This is a genomic window from Stenotrophomonas lacuserhaii, from assembly GCF_014836545.1.
Lineage (GTDB): Bacteria > Pseudomonadota > Gammaproteobacteria > Xanthomonadales > Xanthomonadaceae > Stenotrophomonas > Stenotrophomonas lacuserhaii.
The window spans coordinates 25653-41605 of the sequence record NZ_JACSQS010000008.1; the positions used below are offsets into that span (position 1 = coordinate 25653).

9 protein-coding genes are annotated in these 15953 nt (G+C 66.4%); 4 read left to right on the forward strand and 5 right to left on the reverse strand.

Features of this window, described 5'->3' with window-relative positions; genetic code table 11:
• Nucleotides 1-198: 198 nt before the first annotated feature.
• Both H9654_RS09300 and H9654_RS09305 read left to right on the forward strand, forming a co-directional pair.
• Nucleotides 199-2223, forward strand: coding sequence for a M28 family peptidase (locus tag H9654_RS09300; protein ID WP_191770608.1), 2025 nt, complete (start codon nt 199-201; stop codon nt 2221-2223).
• Between the two features lie 8 nt (nt 2224-2231).
• Entirely contained in the window at nt 2232-4769 is a 2538-nt protein-coding gene (locus tag H9654_RS09305; RefSeq protein WP_191770609.1) for a M13 family metallopeptidase, read from the forward strand.
• 42 nt (nt 4770-4811) lie between these two features.
• Here H9654_RS09305 and clpB read toward each other — a convergent pair whose 3' ends face one another.
• Entirely contained in the window at nt 4812-7397 is a 2586-nt protein-coding gene (clpB, locus tag H9654_RS09310; protein WP_191770610.1) for an ATP-dependent chaperone ClpB, read from the reverse strand.
• 185 nt (nt 7398-7582) lie between these two features.
• Between clpB and H9654_RS09315 the strand changes: the two genes are divergently transcribed.
• Complete coding sequence (locus H9654_RS09315) at nt 7583-8293, forward strand: glutathione S-transferase (protein ID WP_191770611.1); 711 nt, start codon at nt 7583-7585, stop codon at nt 8291-8293.
• 66 nt (nt 8294-8359) lie between these two features.
• Here H9654_RS09315 and H9654_RS09320 read toward each other — a convergent pair whose 3' ends face one another.
• The 4 genes from H9654_RS09320 to H9654_RS09335 form a co-directional block, all read right to left on the reverse strand.
• Nucleotides 8360-9958 (reverse strand): SulP family inorganic anion transporter, encoded by a 1599-nt coding sequence (locus H9654_RS09320; protein WP_191770612.1) that lies wholly within the window; start codon nt 9956-9958, stop codon nt 8360-8362.
• A gap of 129 nt (nt 9959-10087) precedes the next feature.
• Complete coding sequence (locus H9654_RS09325) at nt 10088-11806, reverse strand: thiamine pyrophosphate-dependent enzyme (RefSeq protein ID WP_191770613.1); 1719 nt, start codon at nt 11804-11806, stop codon at nt 10088-10090.
• Between the two features lie 66 nt (nt 11807-11872).
• Complete coding sequence (locus tag H9654_RS09330; RefSeq protein ID WP_191770614.1) at nt 11873-12724, reverse strand: XAC2610-related protein; 852 nt, start codon at nt 12722-12724, stop codon at nt 11873-11875.
• 23 nt (nt 12725-12747) lie between these two features.
• Nucleotides 12748-13224: a DUF3574 domain-containing protein gene (locus tag H9654_RS09335; protein ID WP_191770615.1), complete on the reverse strand. Its 477-nt coding sequence runs from the start codon at nt 13222-13224 to the stop codon at nt 12748-12750.
• Nucleotides 13225-13478: 254 nt separating this feature from the next.
• On the opposite strand from H9654_RS09335, the gene H9654_RS09340 reads away from it, so the two are divergent.
• On the forward strand, nt 13479-15908 hold the full coding sequence (locus H9654_RS09340; protein ID WP_191770616.1) for a TonB-dependent receptor plug domain-containing protein: 2430 nt from the start codon (nt 13479-13481) through the stop codon (nt 15906-15908).
• Nucleotides 15909-15953 lie beyond the last annotated feature (45 nt).

Consider the following 15953-nt stretch of genomic DNA (forward strand, 5'->3'; position numbering starts at 1 on the left):
GCAAAGATGCCCGCGCGGTGATGGCAGCGCAGCATGAAGACCAAGCCAGAAGCCATCAGGCGGGCGCGGGACCAGGCTGACAGCCGACGTTGGGGCATCTGTCAGAAAATGCGCATCCGGATCCGAAGACGCGTTTGACCCTTCCTGCAACGACACATCAGCCGCCACGCTGCAGTCCTATCGCAGACGGGAGAGGTCATGATGCAGATGGATCCGGCCAGTGCCGCACGGCACGCCAACGGGACGTTCCTCAACCGCCACCAGGGCGGTGCACCAGCGTCGCGGGGGTCTCTCCAGCATGCCCGGTGGGGCAACCGGCACGTTCCGCTGCAGCTGCACAACAGGCCAGCGAACCTGCTCACCGGCGTCCTGCTGCTTGGCAGCCTGGGGCCTGGCACCGGGCTGCCAGGCCCTGTTGCGGCTGGCCGGCGGGTCGCCCCCGGGGCTGCTGATGCAGCGGCCGCCCCGGTCGCATTGTTGCCGGCCGCGCAGGCCAGCGGACGCTATGCACCGGTGGCCGGCCCCAGGCAGGTGCCGGGTTGCGGCCGACTGGGCTCGATCGCCAATGGCGTTGCCGCCGCCTGCGTCGCACGCCCGCGCAGCTGCGGCGGCGTCATGGCCGTCGGTGCCATGGCCGCAGTGGGCGGCCTGGCCTATGCGCGTATCGCCGGCGCGACCACGGTTTCAGATTCGCCGCCGTCGCGGCGGCCGGCGTCCAGCGCACAAAAAGCTGCACAGGAGGATGCGCTGCAGGCGGCGGTCGCAGAAGCCAAGGCACGGGTCGACGATGGCGGTCCCATCCGGCTGGAAGACGCTTTGCTGCAGATTGCGCGCGACTGCGACGGCGACCGCGCGTGCCGCGCTGGCATGATCAATGCACTGCTGCAGCATGTGCCGCCCCCCTCGCTGGCCAGACTGCGGCAGATCGTTGCGCGCACCGCGCAAGCAGCAGAGACGCAGGGGCAGGCGGCATGGCCGATGCCGGGTGCCGATGCAGCCCCCTTGAACCCAACGAACGCAGTGCAGGAGCTGGTAGACATCCTCGCCGGCCTGTACACACTCGAAGCGGCGGAATTCCAGGACGACATGGAAGCCATCGTCGGCGCGACGGCAAGCGTGGGCGGCGGCCGCGAGGGCAGCGACGGCGAAATCCAGCAGCGCTGGATCGATGCCAATACCCGCAGGCAGAACGCTATCGCCGATTTGCTGGAGCGTCACGCGGGGCCGGTAAACCGGCTGCCCTTCCCTTGCCGTGGCCTTGCGCACCTGGGAATCGCCGACGGCGCGCAAGCCACCAACCTGCACGTCATCCTGCCAGGGGCCAGCACCGAGCGCCCCCCGCAACGTGTGCTGCTGGTCGCACACGGCGACATGATCGGCCGATCGCTGGGCTCCGAAGGGGCCTACGACAATGCCTCCGGCGTAGCCACCCTGCTGCATATCGCGCGCCAGCTTCAACACGCCCCATCGCCCCCAGGTACCCAAGTGGAGCTGCTGGTGACCGCCCATGAAGAACTCGGTTTCCTGGGAGCAATCGCCTACGTCACCGCCTGCCAACAGCAGCACAACTGCCCCACGTTCGTGATCAACGTGGACATGACCGGGCGCGGTGGCCATGGCTATGCGATATCCGGCACCGACGACCTCGCCGGCACCCCGTATCTTGGCAAGCCCCCGATGTACCTGCAGGCGCCAGCGGTCAGCCGAACCGAACAGGAGGCGCGTCGGCAACTGGAAGCGCACTTTGCCCTGCAGGGGTTCACCGCCGCGCCAGCAGCGGCCAAGCCTTGGATCACCTCGGACAACATCCCCTTCCAGAATGCTTCCATTCCGTGCGTGGGCATCACCCAGATCAGCGCGGCCGATGCGCATCTGTGGCAGCAACTGGAAAATGCACGCAGGGCCTGGCAGCAGCTGGATGGCGAAATGGACTGGGACAGCTGGAAGGCTCAGCGCGATGGCCGCATCCGGCTGCCTGCCGACCAGGCACGCGCGCTGCAGGACCGCTATCAGGCTGTAGACGCCGCCCACCATGACTTCATGCGCCTTCGCGCAAGCCATCCGACCGCGCCGACGGTCCTCATCCATGGACCCCGCGACAAGCTGCATCGCGTGAGCCCCGCCATGGGGGCAAGCTTCGCCGATGCGCTGGTGGGTGCTGTACGCAGCCTGCAGTGGCCGGCCGATGGCGCTGCCGGCACCGCCGCGCCACTGGAAAACTGAGCCCGCCCATGCCCATCTCTGCAGCCCAATCCCGCACCCAGCAGGGCCGTTACCTGCGCACACATCATGGCGCCGCCGCGCCGTCGCGTCTCGCTGCGCGCCAGCAAAAGTTCGGCGTGCAACCGCGCCAGTTGAAGTTGAACGACGTTCGCAACCAGCTGTGCACCCTGCTGCTGCTGAGTGTGGCGCTCCGGGCACCAGGCCAGCACCCCGCTGCGCCTCCCCGCATGCAGTCATACCGTTCACCGCAGACCGCCGGATCCGACTGGCCGCCGGGCGCACAGGCAATGCAGACCAGCATCGAGATGAGTCCGCATTCCGCGGATGCGTCAGTGCCCACAGCCACCAATCCGCTGTTGGCTGCCGCGCCGTCCACCCTCATCAACCCCGCGTCCAACACCGCGTTGGCCACCTGCGTACGCAATCCGAGGCACTGTGGGACCGCCCTGGTCAGCGCTGCCACTGTCACCACGCTGTGGGCTGCGGTCACGGCCATGGGGCACCTGATGCATTCACGCCCGACGTTGCCCGAAACGCCGTCGCCCCCACAGCAAGCGCAGCCGGCCACACGCTACGTACCCGATCCACAGCGCCTGCTGCCGGAGCTCCGCTTCAACGCCAGCGAGCTCGATTCCACCGTGTCGCCGTGCACGTCATTGGACGCGCACGTCAACGGGCACTGGAAAGCCGACAGCCTGCTGCAGCGCAGCCGCACCCAGATGGGTACGTTCGATCATCTGCGCAGCAACGCGCTGCTGCTCAGCCAGCAGCTGGCCGAGCAGATGGCAGACGATCCGCATCCCGACGTTCCTGCGCGCGTGGTCGGCGACCTCTGGGCGACCGGCATGAATGAGGCAGGCATCGAAGTGGCCGCAAGCGCGCCGCTGCAGCCTACGCTGGATGCGATCGCTGCGCTGGACGACCTTCCCGCCCTGACAGCATGGCTGTTCGCTGCAACAGCACGCGGTGCGAACCCGCTGTTTACCCTCAGCGTACTGCCCGACCAACTCGATCCCAGCGCCAACATGGCCTACCTCGCGCAATCCGGACTCGGGCTTCCCGACAGCGCGTGGTACGACGACCCGGGCAAACAGGCATTGGTCGACGCTTACCAAGCGCATATCGCACGCATGCTGGCGCTGTCCGGCGTGGGCGCCGATGATGCGACCCGGCTGGCAGCAGACATCCTGGCGCTTGAGCGCGAACTGGCCGCCGCCTCCGTCTCCTTCGTGGTCCTGGCGAACGAGGTCTCCCATTTCTACAACCCGCTGTCACCCACGCAGGCGCAGCAGCGCACACCGCACCTGGACTGGCGCACGTTCTTCCCGATGCAGGGAGTGGCGACGCCAGAGACCTTCTCGCTCGGCATGCCGGCCTTCTTCCAGTGTCTGGACACGTTGCTGGCAAGCAGACCACTGGAAACCTGGAAAGCGTACCTGCGGTTCCATGCCACCGATACCGCGGCGCCCTGCTTGTCCAGCGTGTTCGTGGATACCCACGATGCCTTCCATGGCGGGGTGCTGAAGGGTCGGCAGTCACCGGTGCCGCGCTTCGCACGGGTCATGGGCATCATTCAGGAGGAAGCCGGCGACATGTTGGGCCCCGCCTATGCGCAGGTTGCCTTTTCGGCGCAGACCCAGCGCAGCATGCAGGCGATGACGCGCCAGCTCATCACCGCGCTGGGAGCCCGCCTGCGACAGTGCGAGTGGATGGACGAAAGCAGCCGCCGCCAGGCACTAGAGAAAGTAGAAACGCTGCACATCGATGTCGGCCATCCGCAGCAGTGGCCTCGCTGGGGCGAGGTGGGTACGGACCGCCGCAGCTTCCTGGGCAACGTGCAGGCGGTCCGTGCCCATGCGCAGCGTCGCAATGTCGCCCTGCTGGGCAAACCGGTGGATACCATGCACTGGAAGCTCACCCCGCAGACCGTGGATGCGTATCAGGACCCCTCGCTGAACCGCATCGTGATTCCCGCTGCAATGCTGCAGCCACCGTTGTTCGACCCTGCGTCCGACGACGCACTGAACTACGGTGGCATCGGCGTGGTCATCGGACACGAAATGGCCCACGGCTACGACAATATGGGCACCCTGTTCGATGCACATGGCAAGGACGTAGACTGGTTGTCATCGCATAGCCGCCAGCAGTTCGATGCGCTTTCCACGCAACTTCGCGAGCAGTTCGCGCATTACCTCGATGCAGGCCGCGCGATCGACAGCGAGCTGACGCTGGACGAGAACCTGGCTGACCTTGGCGGACTGGCCATTGCACTGCAGGCCATGCAGACGGCAAGCGCGGGCAGACCCGACCCGATGATCGACGGCATGACGCGGGAACAGCGCTTCTTCGCCAACAATGCGCTGACCTGGCGCATGATCAGCACCCCGGAACGCGCTGAACTGGAGCGTGCGACCAACAACCACGCCCCTGGCAGCGTGCGCGCCGACGGCGCGGCGTCGAACCTTCCGCAGTTCGCACTCGCCTTCAACTGCACCCCAGGCTCGCCGATGGCGCGGCCGCCGTCAGACCAGGTGCATTTCCTGTAACCACGGGCGCCGGGCAACGCCCGGCGCCGTCACCGCTGCAGCTCAGCCCTTGTGGAACAGCAGCTGCCCGCTGCCTGCCTCCACCGCGATGGTGTCGCCATTACTGAACTCGCCGGACAGGATTTTCTGCGCCAGCGGGTTCTCCAGTTGCGCCTGGATCGCGCGCTTGAGCGGACGTGCGCCGTAGATCGGGTCGAAGCCCACGCTGCCCAGCATCTCGAAGGCGCCATCGCTGACCTGCAGCTTCAAGCCGCGCTCGGCCAGCCGCGATTCCAGGCCACGCATCTGGATGCGCGCGATCTGCTTGATCTGCTGCTTGTCCAGCGGGTGGAACACCACGATGTCGTCCAGCCGGTTGATGAACTCCGGGCGGAAATGCGCCTGCACCACGCCCATCACGGCGGCCTTCATCTGGGTATAGGCCTCCGGCGAATCATCCCCGCTCATGTCCTGGATCTGGTGCGAACCCAGGTTGGAGGTCATCACGATGACCGTATTGCGGAAGTCGACCGTACGTCCCTGCCCGTCCGTCAGGCGACCATCATCGAGCACCTGCAGCAGGATGTTGAACACATCCGGGTGCGCCTTCTCGACCTCGTCGAGCAGGATGATCGAGTACGGGCGACGACGCACCGCTTCGGTCAGATAGCCGCCTTCTTCATAGCCGACATAGCCCGGGGGCGCCCCGACCAGCCGCGCCACGCTGTGCTTCTCCATGAACTCGCTCATGTCGATGCGGATCATCGCATCGGTGCTGTCGAACAGGAATTCGGCAAGGGCCTTGCACAGCTCGGTCTTGCCCACGCCGGTGGGGCCCAGGAACAGGAACGAGCCACTCGGTCGGTCAGGATCGGACAGACCCGCACGCGAGCGCCGCACCGCATCGGACACGACCTTGATGGCCTCTTCCTGCCCCACTACACGCCGATGCAGTTCGTCTTCCATGCGCAGCAGCTTCTCGCGTTCGCCTTCCAGCATCCGGTTCACCGGAATACCGGTCCAGCGCGACACCACTTCGGCGATCTCCTCGGCGGTTACCCGGTCCTGCACCAGCTTGAACTCGGTGTTCTCCGCTTCCTGCGCGACCGCCAGCTGTTTCTCCAGCTGCGGCAACTGGCCATACTGGATCTCGCTCATGCGGCCGAAATCCTGCCGGCGCTGGGCCGACTCCAGCTCCAGCTTCGCCTGCTCGATCTGTTCCTTGATCTTCGTTGCGCCCTGCAATGCGGCCTTCTCGGACTTCCAGATTTCGTTGAGATCGGAGAACTCGCGTTCCAGCGCATCGATATCGTTCTCCAGGTCCGCCAGACGCTGTCGCGATGCCTCATCCTTCTCTTTCTTCAGCATCTCGCGCTGGATCTTCAGCTGGATCAGACGGCGCTCCAGCCTGTCCAGTTCTTCCGGCTTGGAATCGATCTCCATGCGGATGCGCGAGGCGGCTTCGTCCATCAGGTCGATGGCCTTGTCTGGCAGCTGCCGGTCGCTGATGTAGCGATGCGACAAGGTGGCGGCGGCCACGATCGCCGGATCGGTGATTTCCACGCCATGGTGCACGGCATACTTTTCCTTCAGCCCGCGCAGGATGGCGATGGTGTCCTCCACCGTGGGCTCGCCGACCAGCACCTTCTGGAAACGACGCTCCAGCGCGGCGTCCTTTTCGATGTACTTGCGGTACTCGTCCAGCGTGGTGGCACCCACACAATGCAGCTCGCCACGTGCAAGCGCCGGCTTGAGCATGTTGCCTGCATCCATCGCGCCGTCGGCCTTGCCGGCACCGACCATGGTGTGCAGCTCGTCGATGAACAGGATGACCTGTCCTTCGTTCTTGGCCAGGTCGTTGAGCACGCCCTTCAGCCGTTCTTCGAACTCGCCGCGGAACTTCGCGCCGGCGATCAGCGCGCCCATGTCCAGCGACAGCACGCGCTTGCCACGCAGGCCTTCGGGCACTTCGTCGTTGATGATGCGCTGGGCCAGGCCTTCGACGATCGCGGTCTTGCCCACGCCGGGCTCGCCGATCAGCACCGGGTTGTTCTTGGTGCGTCGTTGCAGCACCTGGATGGTCCGGCGGATCTCCTCGTCGCGGCCGATCACCGGATCCAACTTGCCGCTCTCGGCGCGCGCGGTCAGGTCGATGGTGTACTTCTCCAGCGCCTGGCGCTGTTCCTCGGCGCTCTCGGACTGCACTTTCTCGCCACCACGCAGCTTGTCGATGGCGACCTGCAGCCGTGCCTTGTCCGCACCGGCCGCACGCAGCGCCATGCCCAGGCTGCCGCCGTCTTCCAGCGCCGCAAGCACGAACCACTCGCTGGCGATGAAGGCATCGCCGTGCTGCTGGGCCAGCTTGTCGGTGTGGTTGAGCAGGCGGTTCAGGTCATTGCCGATGGACAGGTTGCCGGCCTGCCCGGATACCTTCGGCAGCGCCGCCAATGCCTCGTCCAAGCGCTCACGCAGCACGGTCACGTTGACGCCTGCCTGCGAAAGCAGCGGCCGGGTACTGCCGCCGGGCTGGTCGAACAGGGCACTGAACACGTGCACCGGTTCGACGATGGAATTGTCGCGGCCCACGGCCAGCGACTGCGCGTCGGCCAGCGCCTGCTGGAAACGCGAGGTGAGCTTGTCCATCCGCATGTCGAATCCTCGATCAGAGAAGCCGGCCACGCCGGCACTACCCATCAGATGCGGCTGCCGCCGCGCGTTTCAAGGGTCCCTGAGATCATCGTCCCCGATAAGGAAACATCGCGTGTAGGGCATGCTCACCGGGCCCTGCCATTGCGCGCGGGATACTGCCTTGGCTTTCACCTTACGGGACCGACATGCATTACGAGCTCTATTACTGGACCGGCATCCAAGGACGCGGCGAGTTCGTGCGCCTGGCCCTGGAAGACGCCGGTGCCGACTACACCGACATGGCGCGGGTCCACGGCGATGCCGTCATGGATCCGTTCCTGGCCGGTACCGCCGAGGGCGGTCGCCCGTTCGCCCCGCCCTTCCTGAAGGCCGGCCGCCAGGTGGTGGCCCAGGTGGCTGCCATTCTGGATTTCCTCGGCCCGACCCTGGACCTGGTGCCACATGCGGCCTCACGCCGGGTGCAGGCCATCCAGCTGCAGCTGACCATCGCCGACCTGGTGGCCGAAGTGCACGACACCCACCATCCGATCGCCGCCTCGCAGTATTACGAAGACCAGAAAAGCGAAGCCATCGCACGGGCCGCCTCGATGCGCGGCGAACGCCTGCCGAAGTTCCTTGGTTACTTCGAAGACATGGTCAAGGACAACGGTGGCCGCCACCCGCTGCGCGAGCACTCCTACGTCGATCTTTCCCTGTTTCAACTGCTGGCCGGGCTGGACTACATGTTCCCGCAGCGGATGCGGGCGCTGTGGCCCAGGTTGCCGCTGCTGGCCGCGTTGAAGGAACGGGTGGAAAAACGCCCGGGCGTCGCCGCCTATCTGGCATCCGAGCGCCGGCTGGCGTTCAACGCCAACGGCATCTTCCGCCATTACCCGGAGCTGGATGGCCCGGAATGACCCCGCCGCTGCGCTCGCCGAGCATGGCTCGGCGCTACCTGGGCCGGTAGTGACGGCCGCTGGCCGTCATTCCCCCCGCACGGCCACCGGCTGCTTCTGCAATGACAGCAGCCCCAGCAGCACCGCAAGCGCCACATAGGCACCAGCGAACTGCCAGCTGATGATCCGCGCCAGGCCCTGCAGGTCCCAGGGCAGGTAGATCCCACCGCGCGGGTCCACCGAGTGGATCAGCCCGAACACGGTCAGGCCGGCAGCCACCAGCAGGAAGCCACAGGCGCGGCGCAGGCGTCCGTCCACCATGGCCGCCACCGTGGCGATCCACAGCATCGAAGTGATGATGAAGCCATTGCCCAGCGCGAAGATCACTGCCAGTTCCGGCAAGCCGTGGCCGTCGACCCTGGTCAGCATGGCGGCCATCTGCTCCGGCGCGATCCAGCCCGGTGCCTTGATCGCCAGCAGGTAGGCGGCCGAGGGCAGGAAGCCCAGCACCATCGCGCCGGCATGCTGCTTCGGCGTGGCCTGGAAAGCCTGGGTGGTGATGTCGATGCCCACGTACACGATGATCGGCGCCAGCACCGCAAGCGGCAGCCACTGCACCAGCCCAGACACGATGCCGAGCATGCCACCGATGCCGATGAACAAGCCGGTCAGCAGCGTGTAACCGCTGCGTGCGCCCATGTGCTTGTACGCCGGCTGGCCGATGTACGGCGTGGTCTGCGCCACGCCGCCGCAGACACCGGCCACCAGCGTGGCGATGGCCTCCACCAGCAGGATGTCGCGGGTGCGGTAGTCATCGCCGGCCGCGCGTGCGCTTTCGGAAACGTTGATGCCGCCGACCACCATCAGCAGGCCGAACGGAAGCAGCAGCGGCAGATAGGTCATCGCTGTGGGCATGCCGGCAAGGAAGCCCAGCGAAGGCAGCGGCAGCACGATCTGCGGGGCGTTCCACACCGGTACCTGGAAGCCCGGCGCACCCAGCCCGGCCAGGCCCAACCCGTAATACAGCACGGTGCCGAACACGAAGGCCAGCAGTACCGCCGGACCGCGCACCGGCAGCTTGCCCTTGGCGATCAGCACGTACAGCAGCAGCCCCAGGGTGACGAAGCCGACCAGCGGCGAGCGCAGTGTTTCCAGCAGCGGCAGCAGGCCCATCAGCACCAGCGCGATGCCCGCGATGGAACCCAGCAGCGCCGCCCGCGGCAGCGCGCGGGTCACCGCTTCGCCGAAGAAGGACAGCACCAGCTTGAGCAGGCCCATGATCACCAGCGCGGCCATGCCGAGCTGCCAGGTGGCGATCGCCGCCGCGTCCGGATCCAGTCCCTGTGCCTTGAAGGCCACGAACGCCGGGCCGAGCACCAGCAGCGCCATGCCGATGCTGGTCGGCGCATCCAGGCCAAGCGGCATCGCGGTGACGTCGTCGCGGCCGGTACGCGCGGCCAGCCGGCGCGCCATCACCGTGTACAGCAGGTTGCCGACCAGCACGCCGAAGGCGGTGCCGGGGAACATGCGGGTGAACACCACCTCGGCCGGGAACTGGAACATTCCCACCAGCGCCATGGCGATGAAGCCGAGGATGGAAAGGTTGTCGACCACCAGGCCAAAGAAACCATTGAGATCGCCGGCGACGAACCAGCGCCGCGGAGCGGCAGGAGCAGGAACGGACATGTGGGGGCAGGAAGGGGTGTGGGGACCGTCGATGGTAGGCCCCGCAGCACGTGGATGCCAATGAGGCGTGGCAGGGGTCAGATTCCTTTTCCTGCTGACCCCTTCTGCGACCCCTTCTGCATTCGATATTCAGCGCTTCAGGAAGTTGTCCGCCAGCAGCTCCTTGACCTCGCCGATGCGCCCGGCCAGCACCGCCTTGGCCATGTAGCGCGCGGTCCCGATCACCTGCCCCGCCTCCACCTGCGGTGGCATCACCAGCTCGGTCGGGGCGGTATGCACGTCCAGCAGGGCCGGCCCCGGCTGGGCCAGCAGGTCCTGCACGGCCAACGCCAGGTCCTGGCTGCGGGTCACCGTGCGGCCATGGAAACCGATCACTTCGGCCAGTTTGCCGAAGTCGGGATTCTTCAGCTCGGTGTAGTAGTCCAGCAGCCCTTCGACCTTCTGTTCCAGCTCCACGAAGTTCAGCGAACCGTTGTTGAACACCACGATCTTGATCGGCAGGTTCTCCTGCACCGCGGTCAGCAGGTCGCCCATCAGCATGCTCAGCCCGCCATCACCGCACAGCGCCACTACCTGGCGGCCGGGGAAGGCTTTCTGCAGGCCCAGCGCCTGCGGCATCGCATTGGCCATCGTGCCGTGCAGCAGGCTGGTCAATGTACGGCGGCGGCCATTGACGCGGATATGCCGCAGCACCCACACCATCGGCGAACCGCAGTCGGCGGTGAACAGTGCATCGTCGTCGGCCTGCTGGTCCAGCAGGGCGGTGAGGTACTGCGGGTGGATCAGCTCGCCCTCTCCGGGCGCCTCTTCTTCGGCGCGCCTGGCCAGGGCCTTTTCGCGGTGCCCGATGCACTCGTCCAGGAAGCCGGCGTCCTCGCGCGGCGGCAGCATCGGCAGCAGCGCCTCCAGCGTCGGGCCGATGTCACCGACCACGCCGAGGGTCACCGGGTGGCGCCTGCCCAGGTGGCTGCCATCGTGGTCGACCTGGATGATGGTGGCCTTGTCCGGGTAGTACTGGCCCCAGGCAAAGTCGGCGCCAAGCAGCAGCAGGGTGTCGCACTCCATGACCGCATGGAAGCCGGATTCGATGCCGAAAATGCCGGTCATGCCCATGTTGAAGGGGTTGTCCGGCTCGACGAAATCCTTCGCCCGCGAGGTATGCGCGATCGGCGCCTGCAACCTGCGCGCCAGTTCCAGCAGCGGCGCGTGGGCGCCCTGGCAGCCCGCGCCGGCGTAGATGCCGATCCGCTTGCCCTGGCCCAGCAGTTCGGCGATGCGCAGCAGTTCGTCATCGCCCGGTCGCAGCACCGGATGGGTGTAATGCACGGCGAACGGAGGATCGTGCTTGACCGCCTGTTCGCTGATGTCCGACGGCAGGATCACCACCGCCACGCCACGTCGGCTGATCGCCGCCTGGCAGGCCAGCGTCACCACGCGGCGCGCCTGTTCGGCGCTGTACACCTGTTCGCAGAACACGCTGCACGTGGAATAGACCGCCTTGAAGTCCACTTCCTGCGGAAACTCCATGCCCAGCTCACTGGTGACCACCTGGCTGGCGATCAACACCATCGGTGCCTTGTTGCGGTTGTTCTCGAACACGCCGTTGATGAAATGCAGGCTGCCTGGTCCGCAGGAGCCGGCGCAGGCCGTCAGCTGCCCGCTGATCAGCGAATCAGCGCCGGCGGCGAACGCGGCCACTTCCTCATGGCGCACGTGCACCCAGTCGATATCACTGCCGTGGATGGCCGTGGTCACATGGTTGAGGGTGTCACCGACAATGCCGTAGCAGCGCCGCACGCCGGCCTGCTGCAGAGTCTCGACGACGATATCGGCAACGCGCTTGCTCATGGCCTGGACTTCCTGGAACGGGGGAAGCCTGAGCCTAGACCGCGACAGGTGACACCGCCGTGGGGATCACCCCTGTTCCGGCAAAGCGAGCTGTATCCAGCCCGTGACCGCCCCACGCGTGGGATTGCGGTAGCGCACCTGCAGCCAGCCATCGCGCTCGTCCAGCAGCTCCACCCGGTCCCCTGCCACCAGGTAGCGACGCGTGCTGGCATCGCCAACGGCGCTGAACAGCGCAAGGCGCGCCGGCACCACGCGCGCGTTCCTGCCACGCAATGGCACGCCGCTGACCGGCGGTGACAAGCCATCGCCGATGGCACGCTCCAACGCGCTGCCTGCCGCATCGAAGGTGGTCCACACCGCCAGCGGGCCGGCGTCATCTCCGCCCTCATCCACCGCCAGCACCGCGGCCAACGCCTGCGGGTCGAGCATCAGCAGCTGCTCGGCGCGGTAGAGATAGAGCTTTTCGCCCTGGTACCGGTAGAAATCGGTGTACCACATCGGCCCACCGCGGCAGGTGCTGACCAGGGTGCGGGTGGTCGCATCCACGCTCAGCGACCACAACCCATCGCAGTTGGCCGGGGTGCCGGTGGGCGCCGCCAGCGGCTGCAGCCGCGCCGTCCGGGCATCGTAGCGATACACCGCCACCGCTTCGTTTACCTGGCCGACGCTGGCGCGCACGACCAGGTCCTGCACGCCGTCGAAGTCAACGTCCTCATGGTCCAGCCGCGAGCGGCCTTCTTCGTCGGCCACCCCATCCAGCAGCTGCAGTGCGGCGTCCTTGCCGATGCGTACTTCCACGCGACCGCCGTCCAGCATGCGCGCCCGCACCGGCACGCCGGGTGCAGCGTCGAACGCTACGCCGTCACTTTCCGCCCCCAGGGCCTGCATCGCCATGCCGGCGCTGCACAGCGCCATCATCAGCAGGGTTGCGCGCTTCCGGTTCAGAACGACACTTCCACCGGCTGGCGCGACCACAGCACCGACTGGTGCCTGGTGGCGGTCTTCCAGGCCAGGCGGATGGCTTCGATGTCGGCCCGGCGCTGCGGGCTGTCTTCGTGCAGCACGACCAGCACCTTGGTGCGCAGGCGGTTGGGTTCGGGATCACCGCGGAACAGCCACTGGCCGTAGGCATCGAACACCGTCAGCCCGTCCGGGAAGCGCGGGGTCACTTCCTTGTCCAGGAAGGCACGCCACTGCGCGTCGCTGATGGTGTTGGCCTGTTCGCGCTCACCGGCTCCGCCCTCTTCGCCCACACCGAAGTACAGCTCACTGCGCACCCAGCCCGCAGCCTGCGCCGGCCGTGCCGCATCGCCCTGCATCGTGGCCGTCGTCGCTGACGTGCCCGGCCCGCTGGCGGACAGGCTGGCGCAACCGCTGGTGGCCAGCAACACGGCAAGAACAAGGGACAAACGCTTCATATCGATCACTCTCCAAAGGCAGGTGTGCCCATCGCGCCGTGCACGACAGGCAAAACAGCGCAGCAGCGTACACGTCCCGGCCAGTTGCATCTGCAACCACCATCATGCCGCGCGGTCATCTGCTGATGACTAAAAAAACGGACTTGCGTCCCACAACCCATCACGCCAAGATAATATATCGCTATATCCGGATGGATGTAATTGAAACCATCCCCTCCCCTCCCCTTCCCCACGTTGTCGCTCCCGGAGTCCGCATGTCCCACCGCCTTTCCGCGTCGCCGCTTGGCCTCGCCATCGCGCTCGCGCTTTCCCCGTTCGCCGCATCGGCACAGGACGCCACCAACCTGGACACGGTGATCGTCACCGGTACCCGCGCCTCCGACCGCACCGTGCTCGAATCGACATCGCCGGTGGACGTGCTGACTGCCGAAGACATCCGCAAGGCCGGCGTCATCAACGGTGAGCTGGGCAGCGCGCTGCAGTCGCTGCTGCCATCGTTCAATTTCCCGCGCCAGTCCAACTCCGGCGGCGCCGACCACGTGCGCGCCGCACAGTTGCGCGGTCTGTCGCCGGACCAGGTGCTGGTGCTGGTGAACGGCAAGCGCCGCCACCACAGCGCCTTGGTCAGCACCGGCAGCAAGATCGGCCGCGGCACCACGCCTGTGGACTTCAATGCGATCCCGGTCAGCGCGATCAAGCGCATCGAAGTGCTGCGCGACGGTGCTGGTGCGTTGTACGGTTCGGACGCGGTGGCCGGCGTGATCAACGTCATCCTGGACAACACACCGGAAGGTGGCGCCATTGAAGCCAGCTTCGGTGCACACCACACCGACCTCAAGCCCATCGGCCGCACCCTCACCGACGGCCAGACCGGCAACTTCAGCGCCAACGTCGGTACCGCGCTGAGCGATGACGGCGGCTTCCTGCGCGTCGGCGTGGAATACAAGAACCGCGAAGCCACCAACCGCGCCGGCTTCGACCAGATCCCACCGTGGGACCAGACCGATGCCAACCTGGCCCTGCAGGGACAGCGCAACTACGTGCTCGGCGATGGCGCCAGCAAGGACCTCAACGCCTGGTTGAACACCGAAATCCCGTTCGGCGAAACCAGCACGTTCTACGCCTTCGGCACCTACAACCAGCGTGACAGCGAAGGCGCGAACTACTTCCGCTATCCGGATGGCGATGCGAACTGGAAAGAGATCTATCCGAACGGTTACCGACCGGTTTCCGAAGGCGAAAACCGCGACGTGCAAGCCGTGGCCGGTGCGCGTGGCCAGTGGGGCGAGTGGACCTACGATGCCAGCCTGGACTTCGGCCAGAACGACTTCACCTACCGCATGCGCAACACCTTGAACGCTTCACTCGGCCCGACCAGCCCGACGCGCTTCAAGACCGCCGATTACCAGTACGCGCAGTCGGTGGCGAACCTGGACCTGGGCCGGGTGTTCGAGCAGGGCGGGAGCATCACCCATACCCTGGGCCTGGGCGCGGAAGCCCGCCATGAACGCTATGAAACCCGCCCCGGCGATCCGGGCAGCTACGCTGCCGGTCCGTTCACCGATCGTCCCACCGGCTCGCAGGCCGGCGGTGGCCTGACCCCGCAGGATGCGGCAGACCTGGCGCGCGACGTGGCCAGCGTCTATGCCAGCGTGTCCAGCCAGATCGGCGACCACTTCTCCAGTGATATCGCCGCGCGCTACGAACACCACGATGACTTTGGTGGCGAACTGACCGGCAAGCTGGGCCTGCGCTATGCGTTCAGCCCGGCCTTCGCGCTGCGTGGTTCGGTGTCCAACAACTACCGCGCCCCGTCGCTGGCGCAGATCGGTTACGAGTCGACGTCCACCGGCTACAACGCGGCCGGCCAGCTGGTGCAGGGCCGCCTGCTGTCGGTGAACAATCCGATCGCCCGCGGGCTCGGCGCCACCGACCTGAAGCCGGAGAAGTCACTCAACACCAGCCTGGGCTTCACCAGCCGCATCGGTGACAACTTCGACGTCTCGCTGGACCTGTTCCAGATCGACATCGATGACCGCATCGCACTGTCCGAAGCGATCACCGGCGATGCATTGACCGACTTCGTGCAGCAGCAGTACGGCGTCACCGGCCTGGAAAGCGCCAGCTTCTTCGTCAATGCCGCCGACACCCGCACCCGTGGCGCCGAACTGGTGGCCAACTGGCGGCATGCGCTGGGCGATGGCCAGCTGCAGCTGACCGGCACCTGGGCCTACGCCAAGACCGAGCTGAAGAACGTGCTGCCGACCCCGGCCGCGTTGCAGGCGCTGGACCCGGCGTATGTGTTGTTCGGCGTGGAAGAAAGCAACACGCTGACCGATGCCACCCCGCGTACCCGCGCGCAGTTCTCTGCTTCGTGGGGCAACGACCGCTGGTCGCTGACCAGCCGGGTCAGCCGCCATGGCAGTGCCACGCGCGTGTTCAACTTCGGCGGTGGGTTCGAACCGACCCAGACCTACCAGGCGGAGTGGCAGCTGGATGCGGAAGCCGAGTACCGCATCACCCCGCAGTGGAGCGTGGCGATCGGCGGACAGAACCTGACCGACAACTACCCGGACCTGTCCAACGAGGACATCTACTACTACGGCAACCTGCCTTACGACGTGTTGTCGCCGATCGGCAGCAATGGCGCGTATTTCTACGGCCGCGTGCGTTACACCTTCTGACCGCCGGCAGGGGTGGGTGACGACCTGGTGGGTGACGACCGTTGG

Bases quoted from the DNA above. Each gene is read 5' to 3' on its own strand.
- H9654_RS09300 (WP_191770608.1), top strand. From the start codon at position 199: ATGATGCAGATGGATCCGGCCAGTGCCGCACGGCACGCCAACGGGACG.
- H9654_RS09305 (WP_191770609.1), top strand. From the start codon at position 2,232: ATGCCCATCTCTGCAGCCCAATCCCGCACCCAGCAGGGCCGTTACCTG.
- clpB (WP_191770610.1), bottom strand. From the start codon at position 7,397: ATGCGGATGGACAAGCTCACCTCGCGTTTCCAGCAGGCGCTGGCCGAC.
- H9654_RS09315 (WP_191770611.1), top strand. From the start codon at position 7,583: ATGCATTACGAGCTCTATTACTGGACCGGCATCCAAGGACGCGGCGAG.
- H9654_RS09320 (WP_191770612.1), bottom strand. From the start codon at position 9,958: ATGTCCGTTCCTGCTCCTGCCGCTCCGCGGCGCTGGTTCGTCGCCGGC.
- H9654_RS09325 (WP_191770613.1), bottom strand. From the start codon at position 11,806: ATGAGCAAGCGCGTTGCCGATATCGTCGTCGAGACTCTGCAGCAGGCC.
- H9654_RS09330 (WP_191770614.1), bottom strand. From the start codon at position 12,724: ATGATGGCGCTGTGCAGCGCCGGCATGGCGATGCAGGCCCTGGGGGCG.
- H9654_RS09335 (WP_191770615.1), bottom strand. From the start codon at position 13,224: ATGAAGCGTTTGTCCCTTGTTCTTGCCGTGTTGCTGGCCACCAGCGGT.
- H9654_RS09340 (WP_191770616.1), top strand. From the start codon at position 13,479: ATGTCCCACCGCCTTTCCGCGTCGCCGCTTGGCCTCGCCATCGCGCTC.